Origin of the sequence: Streptomyces durhamensis, from assembly GCF_000725475.1 — a bacterium.
Taxonomy (GTDB): Bacteria; Actinomycetota; Actinomycetes; order Streptomycetales; family Streptomycetaceae; genus Streptomyces; species Streptomyces filipinensis.
The window spans coordinates 51,818-69,247 of sequence record NZ_JNXR01000033.1; the positions used below are offsets into that span (position 1 = coordinate 51,818).

General features: G+C 72.3%; 14 protein-coding genes and 1 pseudogene. 6 read left to right on the forward strand and 9 right to left on the reverse strand.

Going from position 1 to position 17,430, the window contains the following annotated elements:
• Positions 1-209: 209 nt before the first annotated feature.
• Positions 210-1,037 (forward strand): ABC transporter ATP-binding protein, encoded by an 828-nt coding sequence (locus IO33_RS0135715; RefSeq protein ID WP_031172883.1) that lies wholly within the window; start codon positions 210-212, stop codon positions 1,035-1,037.
• Positions 1,038-1,077: 40 nt separating this feature from the next.
• Here the strand turns inward: IO33_RS0135715 and IO33_RS0135720 are convergent, their stop codons facing one another.
• The 7 genes from IO33_RS0135720 to IO33_RS0135750 all read right to left on the reverse strand — a co-directional run bounded on the left by IO33_RS0135720 (position 1,078) and on the right by IO33_RS0135750 (position 7,807).
• Positions 1,078-1,290, reverse strand: coding sequence for an EF-hand domain-containing protein (locus IO33_RS0135720; RefSeq protein WP_031172885.1), 213 nt, complete (start codon positions 1,288-1,290; stop codon positions 1,078-1,080).
• A gap of 149 nt (positions 1,291-1,439) precedes the next feature.
• Complete coding sequence (locus IO33_RS0135725) at positions 1,440-2,624, reverse strand: YncE family protein (protein WP_031172887.1); 1,185 nt, start codon at positions 2,622-2,624, stop codon at positions 1,440-1,442.
• A complete protein-coding gene (locus tag IO33_RS0135730) occupies positions 2,624-3,421 on the reverse strand; it encodes a polysaccharide deacetylase family protein (RefSeq protein ID WP_031172889.1) in 798 nt (265 codons plus the stop codon). Before IO33_RS0135730 ends, IO33_RS0135725 begins: the two co-directional genes overlap by 1 nt.
• A 77-nt stretch (positions 3,422-3,498) precedes the next feature.
• Positions 3,499-4,002, reverse strand: a complete 504-nt coding sequence (locus IO33_RS0135735; protein ID WP_031172891.1) for an ATP-binding protein — start codon at positions 4,000-4,002, stop codon at positions 3,499-3,501.
• A gap of 348 nt (positions 4,003-4,350) precedes the next feature.
• Positions 4,351-5,118: an enoyl-CoA hydratase/isomerase family protein gene (locus IO33_RS0135740; RefSeq protein ID WP_031172892.1), complete on the reverse strand. Its 768-nt coding sequence runs from the start codon at positions 5,116-5,118 to the stop codon at positions 4,351-4,353.
• Between the two features lie 79 nt (positions 5,119-5,197).
• On the reverse strand, positions 5,198-6,424 hold the full coding sequence (locus IO33_RS0135745) for a L,D-transpeptidase (protein WP_245235957.1): 1,227 nt from the start codon (positions 6,422-6,424) through the stop codon (positions 5,198-5,200).
• 159 nt (positions 6,425-6,583) lie between these two features.
• A complete protein-coding gene (locus tag IO33_RS0135750) occupies positions 6,584-7,807 on the reverse strand; it encodes a L,D-transpeptidase (RefSeq protein ID WP_031172896.1) in 1,224 nt (407 codons plus the stop codon).
• Positions 7,808-8,113: 306 nt separating this feature from the next.
• Between IO33_RS0135750 and glgX the strand changes: the two genes are divergently transcribed.
• From glgX to IO33_RS0135775, 5 genes and pseudogenes are all read left to right on the forward strand, one after another.
• Positions 8,114-10,360, forward strand: a complete 2,247-nt coding sequence (gene glgX, locus IO33_RS0135755) for a glycogen debranching protein GlgX (protein WP_031172897.1) — start codon at positions 8,114-8,116, stop codon at positions 10,358-10,360.
• 112 nt (positions 10,361-10,472) lie between these two features.
• Complete coding sequence (locus IO33_RS0135760) at positions 10,473-10,979, forward strand: SigE family RNA polymerase sigma factor (protein ID WP_031172899.1); 507 nt, start codon at positions 10,473-10,475, stop codon at positions 10,977-10,979.
• A 9-nt stretch (positions 10,980-10,988) separates the two neighbouring features.
• A complete protein-coding gene (locus IO33_RS0135765; RefSeq protein WP_031172901.1) occupies positions 10,989-11,582 on the forward strand; it encodes a hypothetical protein in 594 nt (197 codons plus the stop codon).
• 70 nt (positions 11,583-11,652) lie between these two features.
• Positions 11,653-12,420, forward strand: a pseudogene (locus IO33_RS0135770) (dolichyl-phosphate beta-glucosyltransferase); the annotation flags it as partial.
• A 41-nt stretch (positions 12,421-12,461) separates the two neighbouring features.
• Positions 12,462-13,700, forward strand: coding sequence for a glycosyltransferase family 39 protein (locus IO33_RS0135775; protein ID WP_031172904.1), 1,239 nt, complete (start codon positions 12,462-12,464; stop codon positions 13,698-13,700).
• Between the two features lie 45 nt (positions 13,701-13,745).
• Here the strand turns inward: IO33_RS0135775 and IO33_RS0135780 are convergent, their stop codons facing one another.
• Both IO33_RS0135780 and IO33_RS0135785 read right to left on the reverse strand, forming a co-directional pair.
• Positions 13,746-15,617 (reverse strand): ABC transporter ATP-binding protein, encoded by a 1,872-nt coding sequence (locus IO33_RS0135780; protein ID WP_031172907.1) that lies wholly within the window; start codon positions 15,615-15,617, stop codon positions 13,746-13,748.
• Entirely contained in the window at positions 15,614-17,428 is a 1,815-nt protein-coding gene (locus IO33_RS0135785; RefSeq protein ID WP_031172908.1) for an ABC transporter ATP-binding protein, read from the reverse strand. Before IO33_RS0135785 ends, IO33_RS0135780 begins: the two co-directional genes overlap by 4 nt.
• Positions 17,429-17,430 lie beyond the last annotated feature (2 nt).

Consider the following 17,430-nt stretch of genomic DNA (forward strand, 5'->3'; position numbering starts at 1 on the left):
ACTGCTCGGCGTCGCGGCCGAGTTGCGGGAGGGAGCCGGAGCCGGCCGGTCCCGTGACCGTGGCCGTGATGCCGCTGTGCCGACGGGGAGCGGACCGGTAACGTCGCTCCGGTGAACCTCGTTCTGCATCTCTTCGCGCAAGGGGCCGGCCCGATGGCCGGCTTCGGTGACACCGCCGCCATGACGGCCGTCCGGGGCACGCGAACGCCATGGTGCGTGCCGCAGGCGTGCCGGAACCGGGCGGTGGGCCGGTGAGTGAGGTGCTGCGCGCCGACGGCGTCGACTTCGTCCGGGACGGGCGGCCCATCCTCCAGGAGGTGTCCCTCACCGTCCGGGCCGGGGAGCACTGGGCGCTGCTCGGCGCGAACGGCGCGGGCAAGTCCACGCTGCTGGGCCTGCTCGGTGCCGTCGTCCATCCGACCCGGGGCGCGGTCGAGGTGCTCGGGCGGCGGCTGGGCCGGGTGGACCTGCGGGAGCTGCGGGCGCACGTCGGGCATGTCAATCCGCGGCATCCGCTGACCTCGCCGCTGGCCGTGCGGGACGTGGTGCTCACCGGGGTGACGAACTCCGTGGAGCCGGTGCCGCGGTGGCGGCCGTCCCCGGATCAGCGGGAACGGGCCGAGGCACTCATGGTCACGCTGGGGCTCGGCGCGCTCCGGGACGCCCGCTGGCCGACGCTCTCGCAGGGCCAGCGTGCCCGGACCCTGATCGCGCGGGCGCTGATGCCGGAGCCGCGGCTGCTGCTCCTGGACGAGCCGGCGACCGGACTCGACCTGCAGGGCCGGGAGCAGCTGATCGAGGCGCTGGAGGAGCTGCGGCTCGCCCATCCGGCGCTGGCGACCGTGCTCGTCACCCACCACCTGGAGGAGCTGCCGGCCGGCACCACGCACGCCGTGCTGCTGCGGGACGGGCGGGTGATCGCGCAGGGGCGCGCCGAGAAGGTCCTCACCGGCGACCAGGTCGGCAAGTGCTTCGACCTGCCGCTGGCGCTGGAGCGGCACGAGGGGCGCTGGAGCGTCAGGATCCGGCGGGCATGACGAAGGGGGCCCTCGCCTGCGAGGGCCCCCTTCGCGCACGTCACTTGTTCAGGTAGGCCCAGAACTCGTCGAAGGACAGGACCTTGTCGCCGTTGAGGTCGCGGGTCTTGATGATGGCCGCCGCGACCGTCTCGGTGACGTTCCAGTCACCCTCCTGGGCCAGGGCGGACTTGAACTCGGCGGCGGTGATGAATCCGTCACCGTCCGCGTCGATCCGCTGGAACTGCTTGCGTGCTTCCTCGATGTCCGCCACCGATCCGCCCCTTTTGCTCGTGTTTCTCATGCCGTGCTGGCGTACTGACGCTGGTCAGATTAACGGCCCGGGACGACCCCTCGGTGCCACGGCCGGTGCAAGCGACCTCGACCCGGTCGGCCCGTGCGGCATGTCCGGCCGGAACGGGGTCAGCGGAAGATGCCGGTGTGTCCGAGCGAGTAGCGGCCCGGCTGCGGATAGACGGCCAGTCCGTGCGGGCCGCTGCCGACCCTGATGCGGGCCAGTTCCGTCCCCGTGCGGGTGTCGATGGCGTACACCTCGGCGTTGTAGCGGCCGGACAGCCACAGCACCTTGCCGTCGGCGGAGACGCCGCCCATGTCGGGGCTGCCGCCGCCGGGCAGGTGCCACTTCCTGGTCAGCCGGTTCTGGGCGAAGTCGAAGACGGAGATGGTGCCCTCGCCGCGGTTGGAGACGTACATCTCACGGGAGTCACGGCTGACGTAGAGACCGTGGGCGCCCTTGCCGGTGTAGAGGAAGCGGGGCCGGGTGAACTTGTCGCCGTCGAGGATCCACAGGCCGTTGGCCATCATGTCGGCGATGTAGAACAGCTTGCCGTCCGGGGAGATCTTGACGTCCTGCGGCATCGCCCCGTGGTACGGGAGCTTCTCCTGCTCGATGACCTTCATCTTCGCGGTGTCGACCTTGAGGACCTCGCCGCTGAACTCGCAGGAGACGATGAAGTAGCGCCCGTCCGGGGAGAAGTCGGCGTGGTTGACGCCGTAGCAGCTGACCGGCAGGGACTTGACGGTCTTCATGGTGTGGGCGTCGCGGAAGACCAGCGCGCGGTCCATGGAGGCCATGACGACGGCGTATCTGCCGTCGGGCGTGAAGTACAGGTTGTAGGGGTCGTGCACATCGACGGCCTTGCCGGCCCGGCCGGTCCGCGGGTCGATCGGGGTGAGGCTGTTGCCGAGGTCGTTGTTGACCCAGAGGGTCTTCAGGTCCCAGGACGGCACCACGTGCTGGGGCTGGCGGCCGACCGGGATCGTGTCGATGACCTTGTAGGTCTCCAGGTCGATGACGGTGACGGTGTCCGAGTTGGTGTTGGGGACGTACACGCGGGACGGGAAGCCTCTGACGACCGGTGAGAGCCGGCCCGGGCGGTCGGCGGAGTAGAGGTCCTTCAGGTCCTCGACCGGCGGCATCCCGGGCAGCACGTTCACCCGCGGCTGGTCCACCCGGGGCTGGACCGGGGCCTTGCTGCCGGCCTCGTTCGCGTGGTGCGGGGAGCCGGAATCGCATGCGGACAGCAGCGTCAGGGCGGTGAGGGCGGCACCGGCGGCCAGCAGGCGGGCGGCTTTCAAGGTTCGCATCAGCTCAGCAGCTCCGTGGTGGTGACCGCGCGCAGTCCACGGCGGTCGAGTTCGTGGAGGAGGGCGGGCAGGGCGGCGACCGTGTCCGGGTATCCGAAGTGCAGGCTCACCACCGACCCGCCGCGCACGTCGGCGAGGACGTTGCGGGTGACGGCGGCCGCTCCGGGGCGGGTGTAGTCGAGCGAGTCCACGTCGTACGACAGCACGTGCGGGTAGCCGGCGGTGCGGGCGAGCCGGGCGACCAGCGGGGAGGCGGTCGGCGAGCGGGAGGGGCGGAACCAGGTGCCGATGGAACCGGTGAGCCGTTTCAGCCGGTCCGCGCAGTCGGCGATCTCCTTGCGGGCGCCTGCCTCGGGCAGGTCGTTGACGGAGATGTGCCGCTGGGTGTGGTTGCCGAGGTCGTGACCGCCGTCGAGGATCCGGCGGGCGACGTCGGGGTGTTCGTCCAGCCAGGTGCCGACGGCGAGCACGGTGAGCCGGGCGCCGTGCTGCTCCGCCGTGGCGAGCAGGGCGTGGGCGACGGCGGGGTCGCCCTGGCCGTGGAAGGTGAGGGCGACCTGGGACCGGGTGCGCGGGCCGTGGGTGATCTGGGCGGGCTGTCCGGGGTACGCGCGGGGGGCGGGGGCGGCCTTGGCGCTGGCCGCGGGCCGGCCTGAGGGGGGTGGGGACGGGGCGGCCGGGGTGGGGGACGGGGCGGCGTGGCCCGCGCCGCAACCGGCGGCGAGCGCGCCGCCGGCGGCGAGCCCGGCGCCCGCGCGCAGCACCTCGCGTCGGTTGGTGGTGGTCACCCGCACCATTTAAGGGGCGGTAGGTAAGAAAACGTCCGATTGCCCCGAAAGGGGGATGATTTCGGGTCGTATTCGCCTTGTCGGTGCTACCGGTCGGCGACCCGCATCTCGAACCAGGTGGTCTTGCCGCGCGGCAGCAGGTCCACGCCCCAGCGGTCGGAGAGCCTGTCCACGAGGAACAGTCCGCGGCCGCTGACGTCCAGTTCCTGGACCGGCATCAGACAGGGCAGGCCGCGGGAGGGATCGCGGACCTCGATGCGGATCCAGCCGGTGCGGCGGCGCATCCGGAGGCCGAAGACCCGGGCCCCGGTGTGCCGTACGGCGTTGCCGACCAGTTCCGACACGAGTAAGACGGCGTCCTCCGCCAGTTTGGGCGACAGCCGCCAGGTGCGCAGGACGACGACCTGGGCGAGCCGGCGGGCGGTGGCCGCGGACTCGGGGCGGGACGGCAGCGGTACTTCCGCCTCCGCCGGGTTGCCGAACAGTTCGAGCGCCTTGAGCGCCTGTTCGTCCTCGACCGCGGGCGACCAGCGCGCCGCGGCCGCACGGCTGTGTCCCCGCGGCTGTTCGATGCCCTCCAGCCCCGCCATGCCCCCATCATGGCGGCCCGGAGCCGCCTCGGGGGCCGTTCCGGAGGAATACGCCCTCCGTGCGCCCCCGCTCTCCGCCGGTCTGCCGACATATGCCGACGGCATGTTGCTCGCCAGTACATTCCGATTGACCTGCGAAGACGGCTTACTTCCGGGCAATCAACAGGCTCCCTCGACAGAGCAGGCTTAAGGCCGCCTTAAGGCTCCCATAAACCGCCCCATCGAGGTACCCGGATGAGACGAGGCGTCAAGGGCAAGAGAACCCGCAGGAGTTACGGGAGAGTTCACACCGCTGACGAGCGGTGAACCGCGGTGGACCGGCGAGGGCCTGAGAGGGCTCGAGGGGCCTCAGAGGAACTTCGCCTTGCCCGGCCCCTCCTCCACGAAGCTGCGCATGCCCCGCTCGCGGTCCTCGGTGGCGAACAGGCCCGCGAACCAGTTCCGTTCGACGGCGAGGCCGGTGTCGATGTCGGTCTCCAGCCCGGTGTCGACCGACTCCTTCGCCGCGCGCAGGGCGATCGACGGGCCCTGGGCGAGCTTCGCGGCCCAGGCGTGCGCCTGCTCGTACACCTCGGCGGCCGGGACGACGCGGTCCACCAGGCCGATCGCCAGGGCCTCGTCGGCCCTCACCTGACGGCCGGTGAAGATGAGGTCCTTGGCCTTGGAGGGGCCGACCAGCCGGGGCAGCCGCTGGGTGCCGCCGGCGCCCGGGATCAGGCCGAGCAGGATCTCGGGCTGGCCGAGCTTGGCGTTGTCGGCGGCGATGCGGTAGTCGGCGCACAGGGCCAGTTCGCAGCCACCGCCGAGGGCGTAGCCGGTGATGGCGGCGACGACGGGCTTGGGGATGCGGGCCACGGCCGTGAAGGAGTCCTGCAGGGCGCGGGCGCGCAGGACCATCGCGGTGTGGTCCATGTTCTGCATTTCCTTGATGTCCGCGCCCGCCGCGAACACCCGCTCGCCGCCGTAGATCACCACGGCGCGCACGTCGTCACGGCGCGTGGCCTCCTCGGCGAGCTCCTTCAGCCGGTCCTGGGTGGCGACGTCCAGCGCGTTCATCGGCGGCCGGTCCAGGCGCAGGGTTCCGACGCCTTCGGCGACTTCGAGATTCACGGTCATGGAGGCAGGTTAACGGGGATTAACGGCGCGGGGCCCGGTGCCGTACCTCACAGCACCGGGCCCCGCGTCGCTCAGGGATCTACTTCGTCCAGTCCGCCCAGGACAGGTTCCACCCGTTGAACCCGTTGGCCGGATCCACCGTGCGGTCGTGGGAGTTCTTCACGATCACCACGTCGCCGATGAGGGAGTGGTTGAACATCCAGGCGGCCGGGGTGGATCCGTCGTAGCCGCCGCGCACGTCGCGCAGGCCGACGCAGCCGTGGCTGGCGTTGTAGTTGCCGAAGGCGTCGCCGCCCCAGTAGTTGCCGTGCAGGAAGGTGCCGGAGGTGGTCAGGCGCATGGCGTGCGGGACGTCCTTGATGTCGTACTCGCCGCCGTAGCCGACGGTCTCGCCGTTCATGCGGGTCACCGCGAGCTTCTCGCTGATGACCATCTGGCCGTTCCAGGTGTCGTAGCCGGGCTTGCCGGTGGTGACCGGGATGGTCTTGACGACCTTGCCGTCCTGGGTGACCTTCATCGTGTGCTTCTTGGCGTCCACGACGGAGACCTGGTTGCGGCCGATGGTGAACTTCACGGTCCGGTGCTGCTTGCCGTAGACGCCGTCGCGGCCCTCGACGCCGTCCAGGTCGAGGTCGACGGTGACCTTCGTGCCTTCCTTCCAGTACTTCTCCGGCCGGAAGTCCAGGCGGTCGTTGCCGAACCAGTGGCCCTCGACGTCGACGGCCGGCTCGGTCCTGATCCTGATGGCCTTCTCGACGGCGTCCGGGTGCGTGATGCCCCGGGTGAAGTTGACCGAGAACGGCATGCCGACGCCGACGGTGGAGCCGTCCTCGGGGGTGAAGGAACCGAGGAAGGTGTTCTTCGGGGTCAGGGTGGTGAAGGAGGAGTCCTCGGCGGACTCGCGGCCCTCGGAGTCCTTGGCCACCGCGTGCACGGTGTACTTGGTCGACGCGGCCAGATGCGTCGACGGCGTCCAGGACGCGCCCCCGCCGGTGACGGTGCCGGCGACCGCCCGGCCCTTGGCGTCCTTGACGGTGACCTCGGTCAGCTTGCCCTTGGCGACGTCCACCTTGAGCGCGCCGCTGGTGTCGACGCCCGTGGCACCGGACTTGGGCGCTATGGTGACGGCGGCGGTGGACTGCTGCTCGGCCTGCTGCGTACCGCCGTCGTGGCCCTTGCCCGAACCCTTGTCGCCGCTCCCGCCGCACGCCGCGAGGGAGAGCACCAGGGCGCCGGCTATGAGAGCCAGCCCCTTACGGCCTCGCCGCCCCGCCACCGACGCCCCCGATATAGGCCGCACGTTCAACGCGTTCTCCCCTCGCCGGACCTGGTCCGGCCCGCTCCCCCACCACATTGGTGTGCGCGCATATTAACCGGCCGGTTTTGAGCAGGGTGTCAGGCGAATGTCACCATTGCGTCGCAACTTCCGCCTGCCACCGCCGCCCGAACCCGGCCCCTCACCTGGTTACTTCACCGCGCTGCCCGCTTTCCACTCCTTCCACGGCAGATTCCATCCGCCGAGGCCGTTGTCGGGAGCGACCGTCTTGTCCTTGCTGTTGACGACTTCGATGACGTCACCGATGAGGCTGCGGTCGAAGAACCAGCCCGCCGGGGTGTCCGAACTGCCGCCCTTGACGTCCCGCAGACCCACGCAGCCGTGGCTGACGTTGACGACGCCGGGGGCGTCCGGATTCCAGTAGTTGCCGTGCAGGAAGGTGCCGGAGTCGGTGAGCCGCATGGCGTGCGGGACGTCGGGGATGTCGTACTCGGCGCCGAGGCCGACCGTCTGGCTGTTCATACGGGTGACCTCCAGCATGTCCATCACCACCATCTTGCCGTTGTAGGTGGGGTGCTTCGGGGCGCCCGCGGTGACCGGCACGGTGGCGAGGAGCCGGCCGTCCCGGCGCACCTGCATGGTGTGCTCCTCCGCGTCCACCACCGAGACCTGGCTGCGGCCGACGGTGAAGGAGAAGGACTTGTCCTGCAGCCCGTAGACGCCGGGTGCTCCCTGGACGTCCCGCAGGCCCAGGTCGACGGTGACCTCGGTGCCGGGTTTCCAGTACTGCTCGGGGCGGAAGTCCAGGCGGTTCCTGCCGAACCAGTGCGGGCGGATCTCCACGGCCGGGCGGGCGCTGACCCGGACGGCGCGTTCCACGGCGGCGCGGTCGGTGATCTCCCGGCTGAAGGTGAGGGAGACGATCATGCCGGTGCCGACGGTGGCGCGGTTCTCGGGAGTGACGTAGGCGATGAACCGTTCATCCGGGACGAGTGTGGTGAAGGTGGTGTGCCGGGCCGAGCGGCGGCCACCCGCGTCCCGCGCCACCACGTCGACGGTGTACTTGGCGGCGAGCGCCAGCCGGTCCTGGTCCGGCCGCCAGGTCATGCCGTCCTCGCCGATGTGCCCGGGGACCGGGAAGTCCTGGGCGTCCTGCGACCGCACGACGGTCACCTTCTCCAGACGCCCGTCGGGTACCCGGACCAGCAGCCGCTGATCAGGGCGGACGGCCTTGCTGTCGTCGTCGGGGGTGACATGGATGACGTCCTCGGGTGCCGGGGGTTTGCCGAGCGCTCCGCCCAGCCCTAGGGGACCGGAGCCCCCGAAAGAGCAGCCTGCCAGTAGTGCCGCCGATGTCACTACGGCGGCAAGCGCGACCCACGCGCGCCGCGCGCGTCCTTGTACGTGCCTCACGCGGGACTCAACGACCGGGCCTGCTCCGGGGAAACGTGAGTGCGACGCACGCACTGGGCAGAACAGAGGGAAGGACGACACGCTGGGGAGCCGCCGCGCCATCGCCGAAGAGGGCGCCTTCCGGATCAGGCCGGCTGCGAGAAGGGACGGAACCGGACGGCCGACGCCGACTTGAGCCGGAGGGCGCCCCCTACCGTCGGGGCGCAGCCGTACCGGCCGGCCGGGGGTGCCGCGGGGCACCCCCGGCTCGTCGGCACGGCCGACCGCGCCGCCCCGGGAGCGAGCCACTGGAAGAGGGGCCGACACGTGACGAGCGCAGCCGAGCAGCGGGCACCGGCCGGGGAGCCGGCCACCGGGACCGGGCAGCAGCCTGCCGTGGTGAACGGCGCCCGGCGCGCCGCGGTGCCGGCCCCGGCGGTGTGGCCGGGCGCCCCGACGCCGCTGGGCGCCCGGTTCCGGGTCGGCCCGGACGGGGCCGCGGGCACCAACTTCGCGCTGTGGGCGGGCGGGGCCGAGGCGGTCCGGGTCTGTCTGTTCGACGAGCGGGGCCGGGAGACCCAGGTCCCGCTGACCGAACTGACGCACGAGATCTGGCACGGCTTCGTGCCCGGCGTGCTGCCGGGGCAGCGGTACGGCTACCGGGTGGACGGCCGCTGGGACCCGTGGACCGGCGCCCGCTGGAACCCGGCCAAGCTGCTGCTGGACCCGTACGCACGGGCGGTGGACGGCGAGTTCACGCTGCCGCCGGAGGTGTACGGGCATGTGCGGGACTGGCCCGAGCAGTACATCGCCGACACCGTGCGCGACGACCGGGACTCGGCGCCGTACGTCCCGAAGGGCGTCGTCGTGCACGATGACGACGACTGGTCCGACGACCGGCGGCCCAAGACGCCCTGGGCGGACTCGGTGATCTACGAGCTGCATGTGCGCGGCTTCACGAAACTGCACCCGGGCATACCCGAGGACCTGCGCGGCACCTACGCCGGCCTGGCGCACCCGGCGGCGATCGAGCACCTGGTGGGACTGGGTGTCACGGCCGTCGAACTGCTCCCGGTCCACCAGTTCGCGCACGAGGACCACCTGCTGAGCCGGGGCCTGAGGAACCACTGGGGCTACAACTCCATCGGCTACTTCGCCCCGCACGCCGCCTACGCGGCCTCCGGTACGACGGGGCAGCAGGTCGGCGAGTTCAAGCGGATGGTGCGCGCACTGCACGCGGCCGGCATCGAGGTCATCCTCGACGTGGTCTACAACCACACGGCCGAGGCGGGCGAGCTGGGCCCCACCCTGTCCCTGAAGGGCATCGACAACCGCGGCTACTACCGTCTGCAGGAGGACGCCCGCCGCTACGCCGACTACACGGGCTGCGGCAACACCCTGCACGTCGTCCAGCCCCAGGTGCTGCGCCTGATCACCGACTCGCTGCGCTACTGGGTGACGGAGATGGGCGTGGACGGCTTCCGCTTCGACCTCGCGGCGGCGCTGGCCCGTTCGATGCACGACGTCGACATGCTCTCCCCGTTCCTGGCGGTGATCGCCCAGGACCCGGTGCTCAGGCGCGTCAAGCTGATCGCCGAACCGTGGGACATCGGCTCCGGCGGCTACCAGGTGGGCGCCTTCCCTCCGCTGTGGACCGAGTGGAACGACCGCTACCGCAACGCGGTCCGGGACTTCTGGCGGCACGCCCTGCCGGACGTCCGGGAGATCGGCTACCGGCTGTCCGGGTCGAGCGACCTGTACGCCTGGGGCGGCCGCCGCCCGTACGCCTCGGTCAACTTCGTCACCGCGCACGACGGGTTCACCCTGCGCGACCTGGTGTCGTACGAGCGCAAGCACAACGAGGCCAACGGCGAGGGCAACCGCGACGGCACCGACGACAACCGCTCCTGGAACTGCGGGGCGGAGGGCGAGACGGACGACGAGCGGGTCCGGGCCCTGCGCCGCCGCCAGCTGCGGAACCTGCTCACGACGCTCCTGCTGTCCACCGGTGTGCCCATGCTGGTGGCCGGCGACGAACTCGGGCGCACGCAGCGCGGCAACAACAACGCCTACTGCCAGGACAACGAGATCAGCTGGCTGGACTGGTCCCTGCGGGACGACCCGGCCTGGCGGCCCCTGCTGGAACTGACCTCCCGCCTGATCGCGCTGCGCCACCGCCACCCGGTGCTGCGCCGCCGCGCCTTCTTCTCCGGCCGCGCCCACTCGGCGGACGGCCTGCGCGACCTGGCCTGGTTCACGGCGCGGGGTGCGGAGATGACCGAGGGCGACTGGTACGCCCCCGCGGCCACGCTCGGCATGTACCTCTCCGGCCGGGACATCCCGGGCCGGGACGAGCGCGGTGCGCCGGTCGCGGACGACAGCTTCCTCGCGGTCCTGCACGCGGGCGACGCCCCGACCGGCTTCGTCCTGCCGGGACCGCCGTGGGCGGAGCGCTACGAGGTGCTCGTGGACACCTCCCGGGAGGAGCAGGCACAGGCACCGGGGACGGTCCATCCGGCGGGCACGGAGGTCACGGTGCCGGAGCGCGCGATGCTGCTGCTGAGGGTGTTCTGAGCCTGTGTGAGAGCTGTGCGTGACGCGGATCACGCCCACCGAGTGCAGCGTCCCGGGGGGTTCAGGGACTTTCTCCTGGTGTAGACAGCCGGCGAGAACGGGGACCGTGAGGATGGAGCAGACTCGGGCCGGTGAGTACGACGCGTTCGTGGCGGCCCGCTGGTCGGTGTTGTTCCATCTGGCCCGTCTGCTCACCGGAGGGGACCGGCACCGGGCCGAGGACCTGTTGCAGGAGTCCTTGGTCAAGCTGTGGTTCGTCTGGCCGAAGGTCGCCGACGAGGCGCCGGAGGCGTATGTGCGCACGGTGCTGGCGCGCGCCGCGGCCCGCTCGGCCCGGCGGCGCTGGTGGGGTGAGCGGCCCGTGGAGGAACTGCCCGAGGTGGCGGCGGCCGGCGACATGTCGGCGACCGTGGCCGAGCGGTCCCGGCTGGAGGAGGCGCTCGCGCGCCTGAGCCCGCAGCAGCGGGCCGCCGTGGTCCTGCGCTACTACCAGGACCTGCCCGACCGGCAGGTCGCGGAGGTCCTGGGCTGCCCGGTGGGCACCGCCCGGTCCCATGCCGCGCGCGGGGTGGCCCGGCTGCGCCGGCTGCTGGCCGACGTCATCGAGCCGGTGGGGTGAGGGGGACCCATGGAGCACATGGAGCACATGGAGCACATGCAGGAGCGGGATCACCCGGATCGCGTGAACGGCATGGACCACTTCGAACGGCAGCTGACGCGGCTGATGCACAGCACCCAGGAGCAGGCGGCCTTCGACGCCCGGCACCGGAACCGGCTGCACGCGGGCGTGCGGACCCGGCGCCGGGTGCGCGCGGCGCGCCGGGCGGCCGGCTCCGTGCTGGCGGTGGCCGGGCTGGGCCTCGGCCTGTTCCTGTGGCCGCACGGCCACACCGACGACCGGCCCAGCGCACCGCACCCCCGCCCCGCCGTCAGCCCGACACCCGTCCCGAGCGCCTCGACGACCACCACCCCGAGCGCGCCCCCGAGCACGTCGGAGCCGCCGAGCGGGCCGCCGTCGTCCCTCACGACGGACTCCGCTCCCCCGGACTCGACCGCGACGGTCTCGAACGCGCCCGGGGCGGACGGGAGTTCGTCCACCCCCACGTACGGACAGCCGTCCGCCACGGCCACCGCCACCACCACACCGCCGGTCACCGCGGCGGAGAACACGCCGGCCGGGCCGTCGAACGACCCCTCCTCGGTGATCAGCCCGTCCGGCTGATCACCGGCTCGCATCCCACCCGCATGCCTTCGGCATGCCCGACCGACACGAACAAACGGGGAACAACGTGATGAAACTCCGAACGCGCCGACTGCCGGCCCTGACGCCCGCACCCCGGCACGCGGCCCTGCCGACCGAGGCCGGGGAGCCCGTCCTGGACCTGGCCGTGCCCGTGTTCAACGAGGAGAAGGACCTGGAGCCGAACGTCCGGCGGCTGCACGCGCATCTGCGGGACACCTTCCCCTACTCGTTCCGGATCACCATCGCGGACAACGCGAGCACCGACGGCACCCCGGGCATCGCCGCCCGGCTCGCCGAGGAGCTGCCCGAGGTGGTCTCGACGCGGCTGCCGGAGAAGGGCCGCGGCCGGGCGCTCAGGGCGGTCTGGTCGCAGTCGCGGGCACCCGTGCTGGCGTACCTCGACGTGGACCTGTCGACCGGGCTGGCGGCGCTGCTGCCCCTGGTCGCGCCGCTGATATCCGGCCACTCCGACCTGGCCATCGGCACCCGGCTCGCGCCCGGCTCACGGGTGGTGCGCGGCGCCAAGCGCGAGGTCATCTCCCGCTGCTACAACGTCCTGCTGCGCTGCACGCTCGCCGTCGGCTTCTCCGACGCGCAGTGCGGCTTCAAGGCGGTGCGCCGCGAGGTCGCCGAGCGGCTGCTGCCGCTGGTGCGCGACGGGGAGTGGTTCTTCGACACCGAGTTGCTGGTGCTGGCCGAGCGGGCGGGCCTGCGGATCCACGAGGTCCCGGTGGACTGGGTCGACGACCCCGACAGCAGTGTCGACATCGTCGCCACCGCACTGGCCGACCTGCGGGGGATCGTACGGATGCGGCGCACGCCCACCCGCCGCCGCCCCCGCACCGGGCCGGTCACCCCGTGACCGAGACACTGCCCCGCGCACAGACCCCCACCGCACCGCCCGCGGCCGGCTCCCGGCTGCGGACCGCCGCGCGCCGGCACGGCCCCGTGCTCGCCCTGTTCGGCGCACTGAAGCTGGCCGGCTTCTGCTCCTTCATGTACCTGCTGTCCTCCGCCGGGGACTACCGCACCAAGAACCCCCGGTTCGGCGGCGGGGCGCACGCCTGGGACGTGCTGGCCACCTGGGACGGCTGGTGGTACCAGCAGATCGCCCTGCACGGCTACGACCCGCGGCTCGTCCCGGTCCCCGGCGCCACCGGACTGATCACGCTGGAGGGCAACTCGGCGGCGTTCTTCCCGCTGTATCCGGCCCTGATCCGGATGGTCATGGCCGTCACCGGCCTCGGCTCGTACGGCGCCGGGCTGGTCGTGTCGGTCCTCGCCTCCTTCGCCGCCGCCCTCGGCGTCTACGCGGTCGCCGAGCGGTTCGGCGGCCGGCGGGCCGGACTCGCCGCGGCCGGACTGTGGGCGGTGTGGCCGGGCTCCGGCGTGGAGTGGGCCGTCTACTCCGACTCCCTCTACGTGGCGCTGGCCGTCTGGACCTGCTACGCCGTCATGACCCGGCGCTGGCTGACCGCCGGAGCCCTCGCCTTCGCGGCGGGCCTGAACCGGCCCACCGCCGCCGCGCTGATCGCCGGGCTGGGCGTCGCCGCGCTGCTCGCGCTGCGCCGCCGCGAGGAAGGCGGCCTGCGCCCGCTGCTCGCGGCGGCCCTGGCCCCGCTCGGACTGTTCGGCTATCTGCTCTGGGTCGGGAACCGGATGGGCGACCTGGGCGGCTACTTCAAACTCCAGTCGGGCGCCTGGGCACACAGCTTCGACTACGGGAAACAGACCCTGGACGTGCTGACGTCCGTGCCGGTCGGCAAGTTCGACTACCTCTTCGCGTATCCCTTCGCCGACGTCATCGCGGTCGGCGTCATCCTGCTCGCCGCCGCACTGCTGCCGCTGCTGCTGCGGCTGCGCCCGCCGGCGGTGCTGGTCGTGTACACCGTCCTCACGCTCGCCCTGGTCCTCGGCAGCCAGCAGATCGTCGCCAACATCTCCCGCTATCTGCTGCCCTGCTTCCCGCTGTTCCTGCCGCTCGCGGTGGCCATGCGCCGGCTGAGCCTGCCCCTGCAGTGCACCCTGCTCGGCATCGCGGCGCTCGCCTCCGGGTCGTACGCCGGCTACGCCCTCTTCGAGCTGGGGGTGCCGTGATCCCGGCCGCGGGCGGTCCGCCGCCCCACGCCCCGGGGCGGTCCGCTAGGCCAGACTGTCCCGCCAGGCCTGGTGCAGGTCCGCGAACCGGCCGGTGCCGGCGATGAGTTCGGCGGGCCTGCCGTCCTCGACGATCCGGCCGTGTTCCATCACCAGCACCCGGTCCGCGATCTCCACCGTGGACAGCCGGTGGGCGATGACGACGGCCGTGCGGCCGCGCAGGACCGTCGACATCGCCCGCTGCACGGCCCGCTCGCCCGGGATGTCCAGCGAGCTGGTCGCCTCGTCCAGGATCAGCACCGCCGGATCGGCGAGCAGCGCCCGGGCGAAGGCGACCAGTTGGCGCTGCCCGGCGGAGATCCGGCCGCCGCGCTTGCGGACGTCGGTGTCGTAGCCGTCGGGCAGCGCGCTGATGAACTCGTGCGCGCCGATCGCCATCGCCGCGCGCTCGATCTCCTCGCGGGTGGCGTCGGGCCGGCCGATGGCGATGTTGTCCGCGACCGTGCCGGAGAACAGGAACGCCTCCTGGGTCACCATGACCACCCCGCGCCGCAGCTCCGGCACGGACAGCTCGCGCAGATCCACCCCGTCCAGCAGGACGCGGCCGTCGGAGGGGTCGTAGAAGCGGGCGAGGAGCTTGGCGAGGGTGGACTTGCCGGCGCCCGTGGAGCCGACGACGGCGACCGTCTGTCCCGCCGGGAGGGTCAGCGTGAAGCGGGGCAGCACCTCACCGCCGGTGCGGTAGGCGAACCGGACGCCGTCGAAGACGACCTCCCGGCCGGGGAGGTCCCCCTGTGCGGGCGGGAGTGCGCGCGGCTCGGACGGCTCGGGCACGGACGGGGTCTGCGCCAGCAGCCCGGCGATCTTCTCCAGGGAGGCCGCCGCCGACTGGTAGGAGTTCAGGAACATCCCCAGCCGGTCGATCGGGTCGTACAGCCGGCGCAGGTACAGCACCGCCGCCGCCAGCACGCCCAGCTCCAGCGAGCCGGACGCCACCCGGTAGGCGCCCCACAGCACGATTCCCGCGACCGCCGTGTTGGCCACCAGCCGCGATCCGACCACATAGCGGGCCATCTCCAGCAGCGCGTCGCCGTTGGTGCGCTCGTGCCGCCGGTTGAGGACGGCGAACTCGGCGTCGTTCGCGGCCTCCCGGCGGAAGGCGCGCACCGGGCGGATGCCGTTCATGGTCTCCACGAACTTCACGATCACGGCCGCGATCGCCGTCGAGCGCGCCCGGTACACCCGGCCCGCCCGCCGCTGGTAGAGCCGGACGAGCAGGTACAGCGGCACGAAGGAGGCCACCGCGACGGCGCCCAGACCGAGGTCCAGCCAGAGCAGCAGCGCCGCGATGTAGACGAAGGACAGCACGACGGTCACCAGCTCCTGGAGCCCCTCGTCGAGGAGTTCGCGCAGCGACTCGACGTCGGTGGTGGAGCGGGAGATCAGCCGTCCGGACGTGTACCGCTCGTGGAAGTCGATGCTCAGCGCCTGCGCGTGCCGGAAGATCCGGCCCCGCAGGTCGAGCAGCACGTCCTGGCTGACCCGGGCGGAGGCCTCGATGAACGCGAACTGCAGCGCGCCGGAGAGCAGCGCGCACAGCAGATAGCCGACGGCCACCGCGATCAGCGGGCCGTGGCGGTGGTCCCGGAAGACCGGTACGGCGTGGTCGATGGTGTACGCCACCAGCAGCGGGCCCGCCTGCACCACCGCCTGCTGGCACAGCAGCAGGAGGGTGGTCACGGCGGCCCTGCCCTTCAGGGGCGCGAGCAGGGAGCGCAGCAGGGCGGCCGTGGCGCCGGGCGGGGCGGGCAGCACGTCCCGGTCGAAGACGTCGCCGTCACCGCCGCCGTCCTCCCGGTGTGCGCCGGGGAGTTCGTCGTCCTCGGCGGTGGGCGTGGAGGCGGTCGTGGTGGTCAACGGGAGTCCTCCGTATCCCCGGCGTACCCGGCGTCCGCGGACATCAGATGCGCGTACTCGGCGTTGTGGCGCAGGAGTTCCTGGTGGGTGCCGACGGCCGCTATCCGGCCGCCCGAGAGCAGGGCGACGCGGTCGGCGAGCAGCACGGTGGACGGGCGGTGGGCCACGATCAGCGCGGTGGTGTCGGCGAGGACCCGTCGCAGCGCGGCCTCCACGGCGGCCTCCGTGTGCACGTCCAGCGCGGACAGCGGGTCGTCCAGCACCAGGAACTCCGGTCGGGCGACCACCGCGCGGGCCAGCGCGAGGCGTTGGCGCTGGCCGCCGGAGAGGCTGAGGCCCTGCTCGCCGACGCGGGTGTCGGTGCCCTGGGGGAGGGCGTGCGCGAAGTCGGCCTGCGCGACGGCGAGCGCGCGGTCGAGGTCCGGCCCTCCGGCGCCGTCCGGGGCTCCCATCAGGACGTTCTCGCCGACGCTCGTGGAGAAGAGGGTGGGTTCCTCGAAGGCGACGGCGACCTTGGCGCGCAGTTCCTCGCGGGGCATGGCGGCTATGTCGACGCCGTCGAGGGTGATGCGGCCGGAGGTGACCTCGTGCAGGCGGGGGACGAGGGCGGTGAGCGTGGTCTTGCCGCTGCCGGTCGCCCCGACGAGGGCCATGGACTCGCCGGGGCGGATGTGGAGGTCTATGCGGGCGAGGAGGGGTGCGGAGCCGGGGGGTGCGTCGGGGTAGCGGAACCGGACGTTCTCGAAGCGGAGCCCGGTGGGCCGGCCGGCCGGGCGCGGGCTGCCGCCCGCCGCGCCGGCGGGTGCCTCCCCGGCGGATTCCGGCCTCTCGTCCAGCACCTCGAAGTACCGCTCCGTGGCCGTCGCCGCCTCCTGGCTCATCGCCAGCAGGAAGCCGATCGAGTCGACGGGCCAGCGCAGGGCGAGCGCCGTGCTCAGAAAGGCCACCAGCGTGCCCGCCGACAGCTCGCCGTCGGCCACCCGGACGGCGCCCAGCACCAGCGCGGCCCCGATCGCCAGCTCCGGCAGCGTCACGATGACACCCCAGATGGCGGCCAGCAGCCGCGCCTTGCGCAGCTCCGTGCCGCGCAGGGTGAGCGAGAGTTCGCCGAACGCCCGGGCCTGGCTGCGGTGCCGGCCGAAGCCCTTGATGATGCGGATGCCGAGCACGCTCTCCTCGACCACCGTCGTCAGATCACCGACCTGGTCCTGCGCGCGCCGCGCCACCTGGGCGTACCGCCGCTCGAAGAGCGCGCAGGTCCACATCACGGGGATGACGGGACCGAGGACGACCAGCCCCAGCACCCAGTCCTGCATCAGCATGATCACCATGCCGGCGAGAATCGTGATCCCGTTGACCAGCAGGAACGTGAGCGGGAAGGCGAGGAACATCCGCACCAGCATCAGGTCGGTCGTGCCCCGCGACAGCAGCTGGCCCGAGGCCCAGCGGTCGTGGAAGGCGACGGGCAGCCGCTGCAGATGCCGGTAGAGCCCGGCCCGCATCTCCGCCTCGACGTGCGACAGCGGACGGGCCACCAGCCAGCGCCGTATGCCGAACAGGACGGCCTCGGCGATGCCGAGGAGGAGCAGACACAGCGCGCCGAACCAGACTCCCGCCGGGTCCCGGCCGGCGACCGGGCCGTCCACCATCCACTTCAGCACGAGCGGGATCACCAGCCCGGTGCAGGAGGCGACGATCGCGACGAACGCGGCCGTGAACAGCCGTGCCCGCACGGGCCGGACGTACGGCCACAGCCGCAGCAGGGTGCGGACGGCGGAGCGGTCCTCGGTGGTTGCACGTGTCGTGGGCATCA